The organism is Psychrobacter sp. H27, from assembly GCF_059072655.1.
Map to the genome: position 1 here is coordinate 2,239,535 of NZ_JCACRX010000001.1, position 21,148 is coordinate 2,260,682.

16 protein-coding genes and 3 tRNA genes are annotated in these 21,148 nt (G+C 45.2%); 13 read left to right on the forward strand and 6 right to left on the reverse strand.

Translation table 11 applies throughout. The annotated features are described in order from the left end of the window. The first annotated feature begins 286 nt into the window (after nucleotides 1-286). From AC5JPY_RS09195 to AC5JPY_RS09210, 4 genes are all read left to right on the forward strand, one after another. A complete protein-coding gene (locus AC5JPY_RS09195) occupies nucleotides 287-925 on the forward strand; it encodes a carbonic anhydrase (protein ID WP_319051178.1) in 639 nt (212 codons plus the stop codon). A 154-nt stretch (nucleotides 926-1,079) separates the two neighbouring features. Beyond that, entirely contained in the window at nucleotides 1,080-1,643 is a 564-nt protein-coding gene (gloA, locus tag AC5JPY_RS09200; RefSeq protein WP_443525277.1) for a lactoylglutathione lyase, read from the forward strand. A 79-nt stretch (nucleotides 1,644-1,722) separates the two neighbouring features. Then, nucleotides 1,723-2,697 carry a mechanosensitive ion channel family protein gene (locus AC5JPY_RS09205; protein ID WP_443525278.1) on the forward strand — a complete coding sequence of 325 codons (975 nt, stop codon included), beginning with the start codon at nucleotides 1,723-1,725 and terminating at the stop codon, nucleotides 2,695-2,697. Nucleotides 2,698-2,782: 85 nt separating this feature from the next. Beyond that, the gene (locus AC5JPY_RS09210) at nucleotides 2,783-3,913 is read left to right on the forward strand and encodes a hypothetical protein (protein ID WP_443525279.1); all 1,131 of its coding nucleotides are present in this window, start codon (nucleotides 2,783-2,785) and stop codon (nucleotides 3,911-3,913) included. A gap of 74 nt (nucleotides 3,914-3,987) precedes the next feature. Here the strand turns inward: AC5JPY_RS09210 and AC5JPY_RS09215 are convergent, their stop codons facing one another. From AC5JPY_RS09215 to ribA, 3 genes are all read right to left on the reverse strand, one after another. Next, nucleotides 3,988-4,461: a c-type cytochrome gene (locus AC5JPY_RS09215; RefSeq protein ID WP_319051174.1), complete on the reverse strand. Its 474-nt coding sequence runs from the start codon at nucleotides 4,459-4,461 to the stop codon at nucleotides 3,988-3,990. Between the two features lie 398 nt (nucleotides 4,462-4,859). Next, the gene (gene hemF / locus AC5JPY_RS09220; protein ID WP_443525547.1) at nucleotides 4,860-5,846 is read right to left on the reverse strand and encodes an oxygen-dependent coproporphyrinogen oxidase; all 987 of its coding nucleotides are present in this window, start codon (nucleotides 5,844-5,846) and stop codon (nucleotides 4,860-4,862) included. 31 nt (nucleotides 5,847-5,877) lie between these two features. Further along, entirely contained in the window at nucleotides 5,878-6,567 is a 690-nt protein-coding gene (gene ribA / locus AC5JPY_RS09225) for a GTP cyclohydrolase II (RefSeq protein WP_443525280.1), read from the reverse strand. 590 nt (nucleotides 6,568-7,157) lie between these two features. Here ribA and dxs point away from each other — a divergent pair. Together dxs and AC5JPY_RS09235 are read left to right on the forward strand one after the other, a co-directional pair. Beyond that, a complete protein-coding gene (gene dxs / locus AC5JPY_RS09230) occupies nucleotides 7,158-9,212 on the forward strand; it encodes a 1-deoxy-D-xylulose-5-phosphate synthase (RefSeq protein ID WP_443525281.1) in 2,055 nt (684 codons plus the stop codon). Nucleotides 9,213-9,563: 351 nt separating this feature from the next. Continuing rightward, nucleotides 9,564-10,391 (forward strand): inositol monophosphatase family protein, encoded by an 828-nt coding sequence (locus tag AC5JPY_RS09235; RefSeq protein ID WP_443525283.1) that lies wholly within the window; start codon nucleotides 9,564-9,566, stop codon nucleotides 10,389-10,391. 98 nt (nucleotides 10,392-10,489) lie between these two features. Here the strand turns inward: AC5JPY_RS09235 and AC5JPY_RS09240 are convergent, their stop codons facing one another. Further along, on the reverse strand, nucleotides 10,490-11,929 hold the full coding sequence (locus AC5JPY_RS09240; protein ID WP_443525284.1) for a WS/DGAT/MGAT family O-acyltransferase: 1,440 nt from the start codon (nucleotides 11,927-11,929) through the stop codon (nucleotides 10,490-10,492). A 120-nt stretch (nucleotides 11,930-12,049) separates the two neighbouring features. After that, nucleotides 12,050-12,832 (reverse strand): thiazole synthase, encoded by a 783-nt coding sequence (locus AC5JPY_RS09245; RefSeq protein WP_443525549.1) that lies wholly within the window; start codon nucleotides 12,830-12,832, stop codon nucleotides 12,050-12,052. A 464-nt stretch (nucleotides 12,833-13,296) separates the two neighbouring features. Between AC5JPY_RS09245 and gspE the strand changes: the two genes are divergently transcribed. Then, nucleotides 13,297-14,850: a type II secretion system ATPase GspE gene (gene gspE, locus AC5JPY_RS09250; protein WP_443525286.1), complete on the forward strand. Its 1,554-nt coding sequence runs from the start codon at nucleotides 13,297-13,299 to the stop codon at nucleotides 14,848-14,850. 215 nt (nucleotides 14,851-15,065) lie between these two features. On the opposite strand, the gene AC5JPY_RS09255 is transcribed toward gspE, so the two are convergent. After that, nucleotides 15,066-15,737: a DUF4442 domain-containing protein gene (locus tag AC5JPY_RS09255; protein WP_443525287.1), complete on the reverse strand. Its 672-nt coding sequence runs from the start codon at nucleotides 15,735-15,737 to the stop codon at nucleotides 15,066-15,068. Between the two features lie 212 nt (nucleotides 15,738-15,949). On the opposite strand from AC5JPY_RS09255, the gene AC5JPY_RS09260 reads away from it, so the two are divergent. The 6 genes from AC5JPY_RS09260 (at nucleotide 15,950) to AC5JPY_RS09285 (ending at nucleotide 21,085) form a co-directional block, all read left to right on the forward strand. Continuing rightward, nucleotides 15,950-17,470, forward strand: coding sequence for an McrB family protein (locus AC5JPY_RS09260; RefSeq protein WP_443525288.1), 1,521 nt, complete (start codon nucleotides 15,950-15,952; stop codon nucleotides 17,468-17,470). Between the two features lie 15 nt (nucleotides 17,471-17,485). After that, entirely contained in the window at nucleotides 17,486-19,021 is a 1,536-nt protein-coding gene (locus AC5JPY_RS09265; RefSeq protein WP_493852358.1) for an McrC family protein, read from the forward strand. Between the two features lie 287 nt (nucleotides 19,022-19,308). Beyond that, nucleotides 19,309-19,385 (forward strand) — tRNA-Pro (locus tag AC5JPY_RS09270). A gap of 107 nt (nucleotides 19,386-19,492) precedes the next feature. Then, a tRNA-Arg gene (locus AC5JPY_RS09275) sits at nucleotides 19,493-19,569 on the forward strand. A 39-nt stretch (nucleotides 19,570-19,608) separates the two neighbouring features. After that, nucleotides 19,609-19,684 (forward strand) — tRNA-His (locus AC5JPY_RS09280). A gap of 465 nt (nucleotides 19,685-20,149) precedes the next feature. Next, nucleotides 20,150-21,085: an AraC family transcriptional regulator gene (locus AC5JPY_RS09285; protein ID WP_319051165.1), complete on the forward strand. Its 936-nt coding sequence runs from the start codon at nucleotides 20,150-20,152 to the stop codon at nucleotides 21,083-21,085. The last annotated feature ends 63 nt before the right edge of the window (nucleotides 21,086-21,148 follow it).

A 21,148-nucleotide genomic window follows, 5' to 3' on the forward strand; every position in this document is an offset into this window, starting at 1 on the left:
ATTATAGCAAACCCTTGATGCAAATCAGTGCAAGTTCGTTATCAGTGATGCGAGCCTTACCGCTATGACAGCGATAAACACGGCGATGTTTCCAGTGATATGTGCTTTACATAATGACATTTAAACAAAGTTTTTTATCATTTTTTGGCTGTTATTCCTATACAATCACAATATGGCTGACAAACATCATGCGCGTGATAAGCTGGTAGTTGTGCGTATACCCATGTTTGAATATATATGTAAAGCCACTCATAACTCTCATATTATTGATAATAAAGGATCTCTCATGCCTAACGATACACGTCCAACAACCGGTCAAGAAGCGCTTGAGCTGTTAAAAGAAGGTAACGCCCGCTACGTGGATAGCCTTACCAGTACCGATGAATATATGCAGCGCCGCCCAGAACTGGTCAAAGACCAGAATCCATTGGCCATTATTTTGGGCTGCTCTGATGCACGAGTACCTGTTGAGATTGTCTTTGATCAAGGATTGGGAGACTTGTTTGTCATACGTGTTGCGGGCAATGTGGTAGCACCTTCACAGATAGGCTCAATCGAGTTTGCAGCAGAGGCCTTTGGTACGCAGTTGGTGGTTGTCCTTGGACACTCCCAGTGCGGTGCGGTTACCGCTTGTGTTGAGACTTTGATTAATCCTGAACAGAATTACTCGCCTAACTTACAGTCTATCGTTGATCGTATTCGTCCAAGTGTCTATAACTTACATGAATTGGCGACTGCCAATGGTCAATCTGTCGATGCAGACGAGCTGGTCGATCGCTCTATCCGTGCCAACGTACGTATGTCCGTCAGTCAGCTAAAGCATGGATCACGTGCACTAGAGGATTTGACCAATAGTGGTAAGCTGCTCGTCGTTGGGGCTGAGTATGACTTGGCAACAGGGAAGGTCAAATTCTTAGACAGCTAATATTTGCTTAAGTATGAACATACTTTGTTCATACTCTTACAAAACCCTATCACTTATTTTGCTATTTTTTATTATGATGAGAGGGATGCGCGAATCGTGACAGCCGAGTCTCGCGCAACCGTAAATCTATTTATTGAATTATATTAGGATAATTATGTCTGCTCCCTCTAACAATAATGACTCAATCATAAACCAGCCAGCCAGCAGCGTTAGTACTGATGGCGTTCAATCAATCTCCGCGCAAACGACAGGATTTACCTTTAACCATACGATGCTACGCGTCAAAGATCCCGCCAAATCATTAGCGTTCTACACGGGCGTTCTGGGTATGACACTGCTTGCGGTCAAAAAGTTCCCTGATATGGGGTTTGATTTGTATTTCTTAGCAAAATTGACCGAGAGCGAGCGTGAAAACCTACCATCCGGTGAGGATTTAGAAATTTTTGCGTTCCGTCAGCGTGGTATTTTAGAGCTGACTCATAACTATGGCACTGAGACAAAGCCAGGCTTTAGTTACCATGATGGCAATCAAGACCCGCAAGGTTTTGGTCATATTTGTTTTAGCGTACCGAATTTAGAAGAGGCGGTTGTTTGGTTTGATAAGAACGATGTCGAATTCAAAAAACGTCCAGAAGATGGCAGTATGAAAAACATTGCCTTTATCAAAGATGTCGATGGCTACTGGATCGAAATCGTACAAGCTGATTTGATGTCGTAATTGAGATATTGTAATTAGCAATGCAGCCAGTTATTTATCCCTTAAACACGCGCTAAAACAATAATAGGAGTAACCCTTTATGCCCACCCCTGATGTGAGCCGCATATCGAACACGCTAACCGATGGTGTGACCATCTATCAACAAGTGGTCTATACCACGCAAGATTTGGCGAGCGGCTTTATCGAGCGCATTCCATACTTTGTGGCGGCGCTTATTGTTCTGGGTATTTTTTGGCTATTGTCTATTGTATTCAAAAAAGTGGTACATAAAATACTAGGCGCGCGCGTGCGTCATCAAAACTTGGTAAAGGTGTTCCAGCGGATAGGCGGGGCACTTATTTTGTTTATTGGCTTTATGATTGCCATGGTCGTTGCTATTCCAGGATTTACGCCTGCTAAGCTCATCGGTGCGCTTGGTATCGGTTCGGTTGCGATTGGTTTTGCCTTCAAAGACATTTTCCAAAACCTACTCTCTGGTATTTTATTGCTGATATCAGAGCCATTTCGTATTGGCGATCAGATTGTCTCAGGGGACTACGAAGGTACGGTTGAAGATATCAAAATTCGTGCAACGACCATTAAAACGTATGATGGTAGGCAAGTGGTTATCCCAAACTCGGAGCTGTATACCTCGGCATTGACGGTTAATACTGCTTATAAACAGCGTCGTCTACAAGTGGCGGTTGGTATTGGTTATGAGGATGATATCGAAACCGCAAAAGCTGAGATCTTACAAGCACTAGACAAAGTCAGTAGCGTATCAAAGAAGGCCACACCTAGCGTAATTGCGACAGGGTTCGGTGGCTCGTCTATGGATCTGATGGTACGCTGGTTCATCGAAGATGGCACGCAGGCCAACAAAGTCACCTCGATTCATCAAGTGATCGTCGAGATCAAAAACGCTCTTGATGCAGCAGACATCAATATTCCGTTCCCAATCCGCACGATAGATTTGAGCGACCCTTCAGTAAAGTCTATTGTTAAGCAAATAAACGAGCAACAAGGTGAAGACGCTAACCACACTAACGAAACCAACAAACCGGTGACCGAGTAGCTTGGCTGGTACAGAGTTCTCATTTGACCCGCTGCATCCCTCAGTGACCGATAGAAATCTCGCTGTCGGTATTATGAGGCTCGATATGGCTGGACAAGAGAGCGACGGTGCTTTCAATGATCTGACGGCGGCAGCAACGGCTACCTTTAGTCAGATCGTCCAGCAGAATCTAGCGGTACAGGTCGAATCCTTTTCTTTTGCAGGTCCTAGTCTTAACTCGAGCGAAAACGGTTATTTGGCGCTTGATTTCATTCAAATCGGTATCAATGAGAAAACCGAACGCAAACTTGCTTTTCTGCTTATCATTACGGACGTAGAAGTTGCAGCGGCGTCGATGTCCTATCTTTTGGCCCTTCCTTCACAAATCACCAATGTCGCTGTGATCTCAACGCGCCGTTTGATCGCCTATGGAGAAAACAGCACTCCTAAGCCAGCGCTACGTACCGAGCGTTTAGCCAGCCTAATGTTGCATTGTTTTGGACGGCTACTCAATCTCAACTACGCAGACACACCAACCAACTATATGGCACGCGTCCAAGTGCCAGATGATCTTGATACCATGCGGCACTTCACAAGTACGCAGTATCAGCAAATGAGTAAAAACTTGCCACGTGAAGCTAATGATCGTTACTCTGAAGGCAGTAAATTTGCTTTTATTATGCGGCATGCTTTTGGTAATCTTCCACGTATTCTTCGCGGGGCTATTCGCGCCAATCCTTTGCGTATCGCTACCAAACTGCCAACCATGATCGCAACCGCGCTATCAGTGATTATTGTGCTCATCTTCGGCGGCGAGACTTGGGACTTTGCAGCCTCGGTCTCTTATAGTCAGTTAATGATATTTGTAGTAGCAAGTTTTTTGGCAGCCACGTTTGTACTGTATCGCGCTTTTTCCTTTCGGCTAGTATCCACGCGGCGAGGGCAGACGTCAGAGAGCTCTGTGGTCACGGCTGGAGCGACTTATGTCGCACTGATGCTGACTTTGATCTGTCTGTTTTTTATGTTTGGTGTGCTCATGTATGGTGTGGTGGTCTTTGTGTTTCCAGACCCATTGATGAGTACATGGACCTCTGACAAGGATAGCGCAACCTTTGCAGCTCACATGCGTCTAGCGGCTTTTTTGGCAGCTGTAGGGATACTATCAGGCTCGCTAGGTGGATCAGCAGACTCGCGCTCTGTGGTCCGCAATGTACTGTTTGCGGCTGACGAAACTTAATTTCAAAAACGAAAAAACCACGCTATTTTTGATAGGGTGGTTTTTGTTTGGCTATTTTTTATGAGTGCATAGTGTTAGTCATTCTTTGCTCTAAATTCTGTGTGGCACGATTTGCAGCTTGCACCCACTTCACCAAAAGCAGGCTGAACGTCACTGGCACTCGTAGCTGTCTGTGCAGCAGCGCTCAGATCAGCAGTCACTTTTTGGAAATTATCTGCTTCAGCACTGAAGCCATCAGCATTTGACCAAACAGCTTCAGTCGCGTTACCCATAGATTCTTGGTTTTCAAAATGACTCCAAGGACTTGAAGCGTCTTCTGCTAAGAATGCGGCTTGTTCTTTGAACACTGCAGCATCGAATGTATCAGGCGCTTTGACCATATCACCCATGACGCCCATCGCATCGCCCCAGCTTTTCATACTGTCTTGTCGTGCTTTGATATCAGAATCATCTGCTGGACTGCTACAGGCGGTTAAACCTAATGCAGCTGCCATCAAGGTAATGCTGAATAAAGACTTTAAAGATTTGTTGGTGTGAACCTGTGCCATATGACTTACTCCTTTAAACTTGGCCAATCGCAGACGTCATTGTAAACGCTCACTTTGCCTAAAATATTATTATAAAAATACTGCCGAAAATTCTTTTATGTACAGTGACCGTCAAAGAACTTCTCTTATTGTAGCCGTTATCTGCAAAATGGTGATGATATAGTTGTTATATCCTCGTAAGCGTTCAGGTTATTGTGAAGATGTTTAAGACGTGTAGACTCAGTGCTCAGTTTTTTTGTTTTTATACTTTTGTTTTTTGCTGTAAAAACGCAATAACGTACACGATAAATAGAAATTTTTGAACGAAAAAAGTCAGCTATTGCAGCTGACTTGATGGGAGTTCTTTAAAAAAACCAGAACTCCTGATAATGATGATAGCAAGTACTGACAAATACGAACTATTTATGGACCTCTAATGCCAGCCAATTACGGGGCTTCAGATAATAGTCAGTCAACTCAAACTCAGGCGTGCCTTCAGCAGGCTCGAGGCGATAATGCCAGCTAGCAAGTGGCGGCATACTGACTAGTATAGATTCGATACGTCCATTACTTTGTAATCCGAACAACGTCCCACGATCGTAGACAAGGTTGTATTCAACATAACGACCACGACGATAGAGCTGAAATTCACGCTGCTCATCAGTATAAGGGGTATTTTTACGCTGCTCAAAGATGGGCATGATGCCGTCAAGATAACCATTACCAACTGCTTTCATAAAGTCAAAGCAAGTCTCAAAATCCCAGCCGCGACTCTCGGTACTGACGTCATCATAGAACAGGCCACCGATACCGCGTTGTTCATCGCGATGACGCAGATGAAAATACTCATCGCACCACTGCTTGAAATCAGCATAAATATTATCACCAAATGGCGCACATAAATCATGGCACACCTGATGCCAGTGCACGCAGTCTGCCAAAACAGGATAAAAAGGGGTCAAATCAAAACCACCACCAAACCACCAAATAGGCGCTTCGCCTTCTGCTTCTGCCACAAACAGACGTACATTGGCATGGCTGGTCGGCACGTTAGGGTTTTTGGGATGGACAACCAGTGAGACGCCCATCGCCTGGGCTTTTCGGCCAGCGATATTAGGATGGCGTGCCGTCGCTGAGGCTGGCAGATTGTGGACATGAATATGGCTGAACATCACGCCTGCTTTTTCGATGACCGCGCCATCGGCCAACACGCATGACCGACCGCCACCGCCTTCTGCACGCTCCCAATTATCAGGAACAAAGGTGGCATTGCCGCCACCATCACGCTCTTGCGCCTCTAGAGAGTCACAAATACGTGCCTGCAAATCAACCAAAAACTCACGTACTCGCATGATGTCGCTGTTGGTTGGCGTTGCTACTGAGGCGATCTCGGGCAAGTCTGTCATGTTGTCTGTGTGTGAAATACTCATAAGCTGTCTATTTGTTTAGGTGTATGGCTGTATTAAAGTCTTTGTCGAGACTGAGGTCTTGATCCAGTAGATGTCCCATTCTGTCGCGCTTAGTTGCTAGGTATTCAGCATTCATGTCGTTTACGCCAACGAGCATGGGCACACGTTCAACGACATCGATACCGTGCTTGGTCAGATAAGCAACCTTATTTGGGTTATTAGTGATGAGTCTCACAGCGTCAACGCCGATATGTGCCAGCATCGGCCCGCACATGTCATATATACGCGCATCAGCAGGCAACCCTAACATGAGATTGGCATCTAGCGTATCGTGTCCTTGGTCTTGCAGGGCATAAGCGCGAATCTTGTTGGTCAGACCAATACCGCGACCTTCTTGACGAAGATACAAAATTGCACCGCACCCAGCTTCTTGTATCGCTTGCATCGCGCTGTTGAGCTGCGGACCACAGTCACACTTCAATGAGCTAAAGGCATCACCCGTCAGGCATTCAGAATGAATACGAACCAGTGGAACTGGAGAGACCGAGTCAGTATTGATTGAGTGCTGTGCAGTCGTGCTGCTGGTCTCTTGATCGACCGCAGACAGGCCAGCGGTCAACATCACATGCTCTTGACCCTCGTCGTTCTCAAAGATATGAATATCGAACTCGCCGTGACGAGTTGGTAATTTGGCACTAGTGATAAATTGATATGACATTACTGTCCTGCATAAGCCTATAATCGTGGCGGTAAAGCGTCTGTGATGTCTGTACTAAAACAGCGACGATATCCTAACCTATATAATTTGGCTAAGATATTATCAGTATACCCTGTTCGTAAAGAGCGCGTGCTTATTGTATTTATTATAAAAACACACAAAGTTCACATACGACGCACGATGATTAAAGCGACAATTAAAAAAAAATGCTATTATGCCATACTATTTTGACGGATACAGTGACAAGTCTATACCCTTACATTACTATGTCGTCACTAACATCCGATATTGATGCAAACTAATAGGGCATAATAACAGTCTCTAACACAGCCCTGAATATAGTCCTTAGCGGTGAAGCACACAGTATCAACGCACCACGCAGTATCAAACACGTAGTCTTAAGGCATGATCTACTAGGGTAGTGTGCTGACGGTATACGTAGCGCAGCTATATACACGTAAAAGTTGCATGAATAATTATATGGTCGATTACATCAATAACGATGTAGATATTATTGGCGTGCCTTGGTTGTAGTCTTAACTATACTACAGGCGCGTCTTGTCAGCAGATTGGTAGGTATCGTACGGTTTATGCAGCAGTCACCTCACTCCCCAAAGTCTCAGTCCCTATCTGCATCAGTATCTGATCCTGCTGCCCAGCTATCGAGCTTACAGCAGACTTATACTGTGATCCCACGTGTACGCCCTAATACGCCATTGCTTGATTCGATAGATTCTCCCTCTGATATGAATATGTTGTCATCAGCTCAGCTAATTACGCTAGCTGATGAGCTGCGTCTTTTTTTGCTGTATTCAGCCGGTCAGAGTGGGGGACATTTTGGCGCTAATTTGGGTGTGATTGAGCTGACCATTGTGTTGCATTATTTGCTTGATATGCCGCAAGATCAGATTGTATGGGATGTGGGGCATCAAGCCTACGCGCACAAAGTATTGACTGGTCGCCGTGATCAGTTGGCGACCATTAGATCTAAAGATGGTCTGACGGCATTTCCTGAGCGCGCTGAGTCTGTTTACGATACTTTTGGTGTGGGGCATTCATCGACTTCTATCTCAGCAGGTCTGGGCATGAGTCTAGCGCTACGCTATCAAGGCCGAGCACAAACGGTTGCTTGTATCATTGGTGACGGGGCAATGACAGGCGGCATGGCGTTTGAGGCGATGAACGATGCCGTACAACAAGACGCTGATCTACTGGTTATCTTAAATGATAACGACATGTCGATATCTTGCTCTATTGGTGGCTTTTCACGGCATTTAGCAATGCTTTGGGAGTCAGGCTATCAAGTCGATATTTCTGATACAGGCGAGCCGATGCTGTGTAAGCGCCCTGACATGCAAGCATTTGACCGTCGTAAACGTCATACCGAACATCGCGCCGTACCGCAGTTAGAAGACAATTTGTTCAAAGCGATTGGCTTTGCCTATTTTGGTCCATTCGATGGGCATGATATTCCTGAACTCTTGCGAGTGTTGTCATTAGCAAAGCAGATCAAAGGCCCAGTCTTGGTACATATATATACCACCAAGGGCAAAGGCTTTGCGCCAGCAGAATTAGATCCGGTTGGTTATCATGCGATTAGTAAGCTACCCGCCGAGAGTCATGATGACACGCCGAGCGAGTCTATAGAACCAACTAAACAATATGCAAAACCTGCGCTGAAGTACTCGCAAGTATTTGGCAAGTTCTTATGTGATAAAGCGGACGAGGACGATAAGCTGTTGGCAATCACGCCTGCTATGGAAGAAGGCTCAGGGATGATTGACTTTGCTCGTCATTTCCCAGAGCGTTTTTTCGATGTGGCTATCGCTGAGCAACATGCCGTCACGCTAGCTGCAGGTATGGCAACCCAAGGCGTTAAACCTATTGTCGCGATTTACTCGACGTTTTTGCAGCGCGGTTATGATCAGCTGATTCATGATGTGGCTTTGCAAAATCTTGATGTGATGTTTGCCATCGATCGAGCAGGGTTAGTGGGTGAAGACGGTGCTACGCACGCTGGCGTGTTCGATTTTGGGTTTTTGCGTGGTATTCCTAATGTCATCATTGCAGCACCAAAAAATGAGAACGAGTGCTACCATCTGCTCAATACCTGCTATGAATACCAAGGCTGCACTGCTGTGCGTTATCCGCGCGGCACGGGTACTGGCGCTGCTATCGAGCAACCAGCACAAGTTTATAAAATTGGTGAAGCGGTTGTCGAGTCAGTCATTGGCAACGATGATGCGCCTCATAAGCTTGCATTACTGGCATTTGGTACGATGGTGGCAACAGCACAGCAAGCAGCTGAGAGCATAGCCATCGACACCACGCTGGCGTGTCAGGTACATGTGATCAATATGCGCTGGGTAAAACCTCTAGATACGGCGATGATTGAAAGATTGTTGGCGCAAGGGGTAACTCATATTGCAACGCTAGAAGAGCACATGGTTATGGGCGGCGCAGGTAGCGCGGTAAATGAGTATTTACTCAATGAATCTACAGCCTTCAAACGTCAGCGTCCGTCAGTTAGTAATATAGGAATTTCTGATCGCTTTATCGCTCACGGCTCGCAAACAGAGCAATTGGCAGACTGTGGTCTAGACGTCGCTGGTGTGATAGGGCAGCTCAAGCAGCTCTTGTCATAGCACGGATTATTTCATTCTATGATTGTGTCACTCAATACTTTAAATATACATTGAATGACACAGATATTAGCTCTCTAAACAGAGCAAACGCCTGCTAGCCGTAGGTGCTAACTTTTTTACAACTTGCGCAGTGTCTGTGGCTACCAAAACATTGGTATCGTCAGCGTAATGGTTTTTTCGTTTTTATCGAACAATTTTAGTATAATGCGATTGTCGTTTATAAGTTTTCATTTATGAAAGGCACGTTTTTAAATCGCATAGATGTGGTGTGATGCGGCGGCTGTTTGGCATGTTGTGGGCACAGAGTTGGTCTTATTTTTTATATTCATTCATCAAGCAAATAGGTTATTTATGGAACCCATGGTCGTCATCGCAGCGCGTACTGCTGAAAAAGTTGGTAAAGAGATTTTATATGCGCATCAAAACCGCCACAAAATTGAGTTAGATATTGAGTCTAAAGGACTTGATGGTCTGGTTACGCGTATCGATCGCTTTAGCGAAGAGCTCACAATCGAGACGCTAAAAGCCAGCTACCCTGATCATTCGTTTTTGGGTGAAGAGTTTGGTATGCAAGAAGGTCGCGGTGAAGATGCTGACTGGTGCTGGATTATCGACCCACTAGATGGCACCAAAAACTTTGTACATGGTGTACCGCAGTTCTGTGTATCTATCGCTGTACAGCACAAAGGCGTCACCCAACATGGTGTGGTCTATGATCCTGTTCGTGATGAGATGTTCTCAGCCAGCCGTGGTAAAGGCGCGCGCTTGAACAATCGCCGTATGCAAGTGAGCGAACGCAAAACCATTGATGGTGGTTTCTTTACGACTGGTCATCCGCTTGAGCGTAAGCGTAATGGCGAAGTGGTCTCTTTTGCTAAACAGCATTTTGAGAGCTTACAAAAGGTATCTGAGGCAGGTGGTCAGGTACGTCGTATGGGTTCAGCTGCGCTTGATCTATGTTACGTTGCGGCTGGTCGTTTTGACGGTTATTTTGAGATGTCTATCAAGCCTTGGGATATCGCAGCAGGTGAGTTGATTGTGACTGAAGCACGCGGCGTTGTGGTTGATCACACGGGCGCGCACAACTCTATGACGTCAGGTTCGATCTTTGCTTGTAACGTTAAGCTGCTCAAGCCATTGATGCAGACAGTCGTGCCAATCTGGGGCAACGCTATCTAAGCGCAGACGAAATGCGCAATTATCCAACAGATAGCTAATAGCACTGGGTTATCTGAAGAGTAAATAGCTGTTATCCAAACAACAAAAAGCTGGTTCCGTTATGGAGCCAGCTTTTTTGTTTTATTATCACCCTTGTAGCCACTTTTGTCTTCAACAGTAATGCCTTTAAACGCCATCTCTTTACTGGTGGTCTCTAGCAATTGCAATTCTTCCTCTATCAGCATCAGCATGTCCTGTACACGCGGCAATGCTTTGCTACATGCAGTTATACCAAACTCAATCCTATCCAAATAACTGGCTAAGGTGATATTCATGGCTTGACCATTAAATACGATAGAAGCGGGGTACAAAGACTGCAAACGTGCACCATTCCAGTAGAGAGGTTTCTCAGAGCCTGGAACGTTAGAAATAATTAGGTTAAACGCCTGTTTTTTAGGGAACAGCCCAGTCGCTAGATTAATACCTTCCCATGCGTATGAAACGATACTGTAGTTAATGACTTGCGCTTGATTCATACGGCGAAAGCGGCGCTTGCCGTTATTCATACTACGGTGGATCAGCTCTACTCTACGCATCGGATCGTCTAAATGCGTGCCCAAGTTTGCCAATATAAATGACAATTGATTGCCCGATATGCTGTTGTCAGTGCGTAGTGACATGGGCACAAAAGCAATGAGCGGCTTGCTTGGCAACGCATCCATGGATATCAGATAACGACGTATAGCCCCAGCACAGACGGCTAGAACCACATCATTTCTACTGATTTTGAGTCTGTCAGCAATCATATTGAAGCGCTGTATATCATAGGACTGCGCCGCGATTCGGCGCGATGCTGATATACGCTTATTTAAGATACTCATCGGCGCATCAAACGTACCGACATAGCCTTCATCACCGTAGTTCTTGAGGTTATCTACCAACTCTGTAAATACCGGTTTGATGGTTGATATCTGCTCTTTTAAGATCTTTTTGATGGATCTTTCGGCAGGCAAGATAGCGTTGACTTGGTTACGGTGGCGCGCCATCAGTGACCACACGGGTAGCGTGACAGGCTCAGCAGGAGACTGCGATAAGGACTTTTTGACCAGACGCATCGCAGCGATACCATCAACGAGTGAGTGATGAATCTTAAAATACCAAGCAAATCGTTCAGGACCGCCTTCTACCTCTGGCTCAATCCCTTCAATGATATGACATTCCCACAGAGGCATCGCCCGATCTAGCAGTCGTCCATGCTCTCTTGACACATACATCAACAGCTCACGAACGCGCCCAGGACTTGGAAGTGCGACATGGTGAAAATGGTGCTCCACATCGAAATCTTTGTCTTTTTTCCAAAACACCAAATGCTCTAGCACCTGATTAAACGGGAAGCTTGGCGGCACATCAGAGTTTTGCATTTGCTGTACCAGCTGATAGACAAAATCACTATCAGCACCTTCTGGTAATTCAAATAAAAACAATCCGCCAACATGCATGGGCTGTTTACGCGACTCGAGAAGTAAGAACAACTGGTCGACTGCTGTGAGAAGTCGCATAATAAATCCTTTTATGACGATAATGAATAATAAATGATAGCTGACAGAGCGCTGAACAAAGAGTCTTTCTGTCTTATTGTTTTATAATTGGTTTTTATAAGGGTGGTTCAGTCTAACTACTTACTGAAAGAAGTACCCTGTCTGCGGTGAGCTGGCCGTCGCCATCTTACGCATCGGCATACGACCTGCCATGAACGCAGCGCGACCTGCCCATACAGCATGCTTCATGGCATGTGCCATCATAACTGGGTTTTGGGCGTTAGCAATAGCAGAGTTCATCAGGACGCCATCACAACCAAGCTCCATAGCAATCGCCGCATCAGACGCTGTACCGACCCCTGCATCGACCAATACAGGCACTTTGGCATTTTCGATGATAAGACTGAGTGTATGACGATTCAGTAAGCCAAGTCCAGAACCAATCAAGCTGCCAAGTGGCATAATAGCGACGCAGCCCATGCTCTCTAGCTCTTGTGCGACGATCGGATCATCTGAGCTATAAACCATGACTTCAAAACCATCATCGACCAATACCTGAGCTGCCTTCAATGTCTCGGTAACGTTGGGATAAAGAGTTTTTTCATCGCCCAATACCTCAAGCTTGACCAAATTATGTCCACCTAATAGCTCGCGAGCCAGCTTGCACGTACGAATGGCTGTTTCGGCATCGAAGCAACCAGCAGTGTTGGGCAAAATGGTGTATTTGTCAGGTGAGATGACATCGAGCAAATTAGGCTCATTGCTATTTTGACCAATGTTGACACGACGAATAGCAACGGTCACGATCTCTGCTGCTGAAGCGGCAATGGCTTCTCCGGTCTCAGTCATGTCTTTATATTTGCCTGTACCGACCAATAGACGGGAGGAAAAGGTACGACTACCAACGGTAAAAGTATCTTGCAAAAGTGGTGTCGGGTGAGTAGCAGTGCTAACGTTCTCTGACATAACTAAAAATCCTAATGGCGAGCGGGCGAGGTAGATATAATCGGTTGAAAATAATTCAGACATAAAAGATATAGGCGCAAGTACGGCAAGTCATTGCCGAGCAACGCCCCTACATGGTATGACATTGATTATAGCGAAATATCATGAGCCGTCTTTATAATATTAAAAAGTGAAATAGACAATAATAGCGCACCATCAGCAAAATAAAAAATCGATGTCTATATATAGCGTAACCTTAAGCGAATGGTGATAGCCAAAATTGCCCACCGCATAAAACAATACGCGTCTAAAACAAAATGCTATTATAACAAACTCATCCAATCTTACTTGCACTCTTTTTGGTTTGGTCAGTGGTGTACAAGGTGTTTACAACGCTCGGCTATGATTTGGTTTTTGATACTATTTTTTATTAGGTCGTCTTTATGATGCAGTTACCGTACAGTTTTGCGAAACGCCATCAGATTTTGGCGATACTCGCGATTGACCCTGAGTTGCCGCCGACGTTAGTACTGACAAAAGCCACACCATTATCTGCAATTAATGAAGCGGTGCGGTTTTTGCAGCAGCAAGGTAGCCGCAGCGTGCCTACTTACGAAAGTATCAGCGCGGATGACTTTGAAAAACGTATGAACGCCGCTTACGCTGGCAACACAGGAGAGTCGCAGCATATCGCCGCTGGTCTTGAAGATAATCCTGACCTTGATAGCCTAGCAGACAGTGTCCCCGAAACTGAAGACCTGATGGATCAGCAGGACGACGCGCCTATTATCCGTCTGATCAATGCATTACTGTCCGAAGCCATTCGTCTAAGTGCATCCGATATCCATATAGAGACTTTCGAAAAACGCTTGGTTGTTCGCTTTCGTGTCGATGGTGAGCTAAAAGAAATCATCACCCCAAAACGCCAGCTGGCGCCATTATTAGTCTCGCGTATCAAAGTCATGGCAAAGTTAGATATCGCTGAAAAACGTGTACCGCAAGATGGTCGCATTAGTTTGCGATTGGCAGGGCGCGAAGTAGATGTGCGCGTATCGACACTGCCATCGAGCTTCGGCGAGCGCGTGGTGATGCGACTATTAGACAAGCAAGCAGGTCGCCTAAATATGACGTATTTGGGGCTGTCTGATAATGATTATACCGAGCTTAAACGTTTGATTCATCGTCCACATGGCATTATTTTGGTGACAGGGCCGACGGGTTCAGGCAAGACCACCACGCTGTATTCTGCATTGACTGATCTGAATGACCAAACTCGTAATATCTTGACCGCCGAAGATCCCATTGAGTTTCAGCTGGATGGTATTGGACAAACGCAAGTGAATAATAAAGTAGATATGACCTTTGCAAAGAGTCTACGAGCGATGTTGCGCCAAGACCCCGATGTCGTGATGGTAGGTGAAATTCGTGACTTAGAGACGGCGGAGATTGCTGTACAGGCTTCTTTGACAGGGCACCTGGTCTTGTCGACATTACATACCAACACGGCTATTGGTGCAGTGACGCGCTTGCAAGACATGGGTGTTGAGCCATTTTTACTATCGTCTTCGCTCATTGGTGTGGTAGCGCAGCGTTTGGTGCGTACTTTGTGTCCACATTGTCATGACTGGCAGGCAGCAGATACGGAGCAAGCCAAGCTTTTTGCCGAAGTTGGCATGGCGTCAGATGCAGATGATAATAATGAAAAGGCAGTCAACACGTCCATTCGCTTACCGAAACCCGTTGGCTGTGATAAATGCAATCAATCAGGGTTTAGAGGTCGTACCGCGATATATGAAGTCGTGCCAGTTGATGATACGCTGCGCCGTATGATCCATAGCAATACTGCTGAGTATGAGCTAGAAGAATATGCGCGCCTACAAACGCCATCGATTCGCGCCGATGGTCTACGTAAAGTGATAGAGGGGCGAACGACGTTAGAAGAGGTGCTGCGAGTCACAAAGGAAAGCGCAGTAGCAGATGACGAAATACTGGTCTAATTCTGATCTAAGTTCGGTGATATACAAATGATTGGACAAGACAGCTAATAAGCAAAAATAGAGCAGTGGTGACTGATGTAGTGAGTACAAGACGACCAGCGAGGCTGTAGATAGATAAGTGCGCGATGTGAACATCGCGCACTTATCTCATTGATTGCCAATAGGTAACCTGCATTACAAGAAGTAAATAGCACAGGTTACCTCAATCCAACTCATTATTTACTATCAACGGTCTCACTTTCTACAGTTTTGTCCGCCGAGCCTTTGCGACGTGCTTCTAGCTCAGATTTTGGAATCCAGGCCCAAGTCATCTCGACTACGATAGGGTCGCGGTCACTGTCAGACTCACGATCATCAATGAGGCAAGGAATAACCATTTCACCCTTTGGTGTATTTAAAATCTCCAAGCGCTGCTCATCAGAGAGACTAGCCACCGCCGCAATTTGACCTTTTTTGATCGGACGATAAAAGTTAACCGAGTAGGATTTGATCAGTAGTATACGATCAGAGGGTAGGTTTAAACCCAAAATAAATCCTGTTGCTGTTTCAGCCAGCAAGGTAATGGCTACTGCATGAATAGAGCCAATATGGTTCTGTACCGCTTTGACATTGTTGAGGCTGACGACCACTTGGTTTGGTTCGACGGTTTCGTAGTACACACCTGTCGTCCCTACGTAAGGCACGACTTTACCAAAGGCTTTAGACAAAATGCTTGAGCGTGCACTAGCAGGTAGGTATTTGGTGACAGATAGTAGTTTGGTAAATTGATTGTTAATAGGTTTTAGCGTACTGCTGGGTGTTTCGGTGGGTGGTTTTTTGTTGTCAGAGACTTTGGCTGGTCGCTTACCAGTTAGCTTGGCGGGTAGGTTTTTTAGTAATCCTGACATACAAAATTCCTTAATGTAGATAAATCGAATGATGTTTTTTGATAACGGCAACTGTGCGTAAAACCACTATAAACACTATGGTACATTAACGGCTACCTTTCGACTATTATTAGCATGAACTGCTGCGCTTATAAAATAGCAAGACAGTCAGCTAACCCGTAGATACCTTCACGCTTGTTACCCGCGTTATAATGACACGATATGATTATTTTATGAATGCTTCAATGCTGGATGCCGCTATGTCTGATATGTCTACTCCTGAGCCAACCAATATCATCTATACTGGCGTCGCAGGTACAGGGAAAACATATCGACTGCTCCAAATCGCCAAGCAATACACTGATTATCTGCCTGAGATCAATGGGGAAGAGCTGCTCGGGCAGTTGTTACAGGACTCAAGCTGGCGTGAGGTACTGTGTTTGGTGTTTTTGGACCTACACGCGGAGCAGCAGGATTTGGTAAAAGTCAGAGAGTTGGTTAATCATCCATTTTTTATTACTAAAGCTGCGCAAAACGCCCGCGAGAAAAACCTAGAGAGTACTGCTTGGCTAGAGCTGCGCAGACATAGTCCTGTAGACTCTAAAACCGTCAGTTTCGACAATCGTGCCAGCCAAGCTTATTTTGATAAGGACAACAGCGGTGCATGGTATTTACTGCCTGAGAGTATGACGCTACTAAATGAGCTGTCACAGCAACTAGCAGAGTTCCAGCAGGCACAGCGTGATCACAAAGCTAAGCTCAATCAAAACATCGGTCAGCAGCGATTTAGTATGGTGAGCTTCCATCAAGCCTATGGTTATGAAGAGTTTGTTGAAGGGATTCGCCCTGTCATGGCAGGCTCTAACCAAGCACACAATAACCAGGTAAATAATAATCAGGTAAATAATAGCCATGCCAATCAGACGCAAATGAGCTACGCGGTACAAGACGGGGCGTTTTTGAAGTTGTGTCAGCGTGCGGCGCGCGATCCTCAGCAGCGTTACGCGATGCTGATTGATGAGGTCAACCGCGCCAATGTCTCACGAGTATTTGGTGAGCTGCTCAGTTTGATTGAGCCAGATAAGCGTGCAGGCAAGCCAAATGCGATGACAGTGAATCTCGCATATTCAGGACGTGCTTTTAGTGTGCCTGATAACGTCGATATCTATGCCACTATGAATACTCAAGATCACTCGCTTGCGCCTCTCGACATGGCACTACGTCGACGCTTTCGCTTTATCGATTGTCCGCCGCAGCCTGAATTATTACCTATAATTAGTAGTAAGCGTAACGCAGCTGATAGCGTAGAGGCTGACACGATTGACCTGGGTAAATTACTAACGGGGCTCAATACACGTATTACACAGACGTTAGGAGTAGACGCTTGTCTAGGGCATGCGTTTTTATTATCAGTTGAGAGTTTGACCCAATTACAATCCGTTTTAGTCGAACAGATTATTCCCCAACTGGCACAAGCTGCTGGTGGTCAAGTTGCGGCATTACAGTATATTTTTCAGGATGAGCAGCAGCCAATAAGCGCGCAGTTCATTCATGACAGTCATGTGCTGGTCAATAATAAACCACAAGGTTCGGTGAGTCATCAGCAGATTATGGCCAACCAAAACCATATGTTCACAGGGCAAGACAGCTTTCTTAGTCAATCCATGAACATGAGCAGCTACATAATCAATGCAGACCTTATCGCAAAGACTGGTAAATTCAACCAGCCCTCTATCTATCAGCGTCTGTACTAGCAAGGTGGCTGACTTATGATAAACGACAGCGTATATCACCAAAAAGGCTACAATAAAAGCTACGATGAAAATATCATTCGTACTTATACGCCTCGTAAGAACGCTAAAGCAAAAAACGTCAAAACCAATATCATCACCGTGTTCGAGCATCAACGCCTGACCGCGCATGATTTTTTGCATGTGTCTGATTTTCAATGGTTGATGGCGCAGGAGTTTGCTGTATTTACCATCAAGCGTAAGCAAGGACAGTGGCAGCTCAAGGTCGGACATTATATAGGCATTATTTTACTGCCTAGTGGCATGACGCTTGAGCTACTACCAAAGCTGAATACATCCATTCAGGACGATGATATCGCTCAAACGCGTCGCTGGGTACAAGGCATGCTATCCGACTTGACTCGCCTTGATAGGCCAAAGAGTTGTAAGCTGCCCAACATGAAAAATCTCGGTCAATTCGCTCATCCATCAGTACAATTACCCATAGAAGCACCGCCGTTGTCGGATTGGCTGATTACGCAATTTTTACAGCGTCTAGTACACTATCAACCAACCCAACATTATCAGGAGCGTGTCCAAAATCAGTCTTCCGTACAAGGGCGACTACTCATCAAAGAGCAGCTAAGACGCAATAGCATGCAGCCGCATCGATTTGTCTGTGAAAGTAGTATGCTGAGTCATGATATGCTGGCCAATCGATTGATAAAAAGCGCATTAGTCTACTTGATGCCTTTATTTCTACAATCTGGATATTCGACGCTCTTGCAGCAGTGGCAGCACTTGCCTACGCTCGACCAACGTGAGATGCAGCGCTTAGCGTCAATATATACTCAGGCAACAAAGCAACTAGACACTCTGCCACTACAAAGGCAAAAACTGCAAGCTGCTCATCAACTGTTAGATTTGGCTTATTGGTTATTACGGCAGTCAGCTGCTGCAGCAGGCTATGGTGTTGACTCAACCAAACCAAATCGACCCCCACTGCGCTTGTGTTTGTTGATTGATATGAATCAAGCATTTGAGCAGTGGGCAAGTCAGCGTATCGCATCGATGTTCCAACGATTAAGTAATCACTGTCGTCCCTTGTATCAAACTCAAAGTGTTTGGCTAAACGATGCAGAAGGGCGGGCATGTCTATCTATAAGACCTGACCTACTGATATATCAAATGTCTGATAATCACTACCAGGGTCAGAGTGATACTGATCAGGATGATAGGGCAGTGACTAGGACTACAATGACTAAGACTAGAGGTCACTACAGCCATGTTATCGATATCAAATGGAAATACTTACCTCATAGCAATGCTATTAGCGCGAGCGATGCTTATCAATTGACCAGCTATGCACAGGCTTATCAAGCAGGGCAGGTTTGGATGGTTTATCCCGTATTAGGAAATGAGAGGCAGCCAGTGGCACTCAAGCAGCAAATTCATCAAGCTCTTGATACCGATAATGATGATGGCTCAAGTGATGCGCATTTGTGGTTGATACCGTTTGATGTATTGACAGGGACAGTAAACGGTAATGGGCGACCACATTTGAATAGAGCATAATGACGCTAGTAGTAATACAGGCTATAGCTGATAGGCAGACTGAATGATTAAGATTGCTATTTAAAAGCTACCGATTAGAGACTGTCCATTAGAAGTCGTCGCGATGTTTTTGTGATAATCTGCTTTTTTAAAGAATTTAGAGATTATTTTAAATTAATTGAAAATAGGTGTTGACACAATCGCCTTTTCCCCTTAATATGTGCACCTCGATAGCGAGGAACATTAACAAGTTAGCGGCATTGCCAACAACGAGTTACTCAACAAGCTATCGTGATAATAGAGAATTTCGGAGTGTGGCGCAGTTTGGTAGCGCATCTGGTTTGGGACCAGAGGGTCGTAGGTTCGAATCCTATCACTCCGACCATCTATTTTAAGAGCCTTACAGGCTTTTTTTTATGTATAATGGTTTAGTTTCTGATATAGTAAAAACTGTATTTTTGACTGAATGTGGTATATAAAAGTCCTCTAAGAGCGCCTGTAGCTCAGCTGGATAGAGCATCTCCCTTCTAAGGAGGTGGCCGCAGGTTCGAATCCTGCCAGGCGCGCCATTTAGCCTGCAAATCTTGCCTTATCAGGCAATAGTTATGGCGGTTGTAGCTCAGTTGGTAGAGCCCCGGGTTGTGATCTCGGTTGTCGTGGGTTCGAGTCCCATCAGTCGCCCCATTTATTTTGTATTATCCGTATAAACATTCTATATTTATACCAAAACCTATAAGCAATACCATTCGCCACTGTTGGCGTTTTTTTATGTCTGTTTGTTTTTCATCCCTCTGTAGCCTCCTACAATATTGAACCGTTCGAAGTGCCCATACTTTGTTGGTTTACGTCCTTTGTCTTTTGATATTCATATCGTTGTAGGTTTTTTCCAGAAGCCTAGATTCACTGTGTCTGCTCTATTATTAATTAGTAATACTTATGAGTGAATGGACACGAAGTTTCAAATCGGGCATTATGCTTATGTTTCGATTTATTCATCACACTAATTGTGTCGTCAACTGAGGTGTTAGGCACTGGCATAAAATAGCGAGTCAAAATATCCTATTGATTACGTTAGCGTTCAAAAGTATTTTAAATATATCTACATTTTTAAGCTTTATTATTGACCCTGTATGATTGAGGAACTGATTAATGGACGCATTGAGCGTATTGCTACAAAACGTGCACTTATTTGAGACCAAGTATTATCGTTTGAACGGTGCTGGCAATTGGTCTTACTCTATTACGAGAAAAGACACTATTTTGTTTTATTTGGTGATGTCTGGCGGTTTTTGTATTGATGTTGGTAATGGTCTAAGAGAAGCCCGCGCTGGTGATATGATTATGATCCCCAATGCACACAAGCATGTGAGCTATGCGCTCAATCATAATGGTGATGTTGCCGAACCGCTTGATGAGTTATTGATTAACAGTAAAGATCGTACGCTTGACATCGATGGTGACGGTGACCCTAATTCGTCTTTGATACTTATCGAATGCAAATATGACAAAGAGATGATTAATCCTCTACTGTCTGTACTACCACCGATATTACCCGAGCTCAATGATGCCGCCGATGGTCGTTTTGAGGTCATTGATGTAGAGATTAAGCTGCTGACCTTGGAGGCTGAGCGTGAGCGTATGGGTAAAACCGCTGTCATCAATCATTGGGCGAGTATCATGATGATTGAGTGCTTACGCGTCTATATTGAGAGCTTGCCTGAAGCCACCGAAAACTGGCTCAAAGCAATGAAAGATCCGTTTTTGACCAAGGCGCTAGCCGCGATGCACGAAGCACCAAGCCAAAGCTGGACCATTCATAAGCTTGCAGAAGTAGCAGGAATGTCACGATCTAGCTTTGCTCAGCGTTTCAAAGACACAGTCGGCATGCCGCCGCTCACGTATCTGATCGATTACCGCTTGCGTTTGGCAGCGCGATATTTACGCTTACAGCAGAACAGTATCAGCCGCATCAGTGATATGGTGGGCTATGCATCCGACTCTACCTTTAGTCAGGCATTCAAGCGTGTCTATGGGGTCTCACCAAAAGCGTACCGACAGCAGTATCAACAACAAAAACTCGCCTAGGTCAGTTTTGCTATATCGGCAGTATCTATTTATAGAAGCACTAAAGTCTATAAAAGCGCTAAA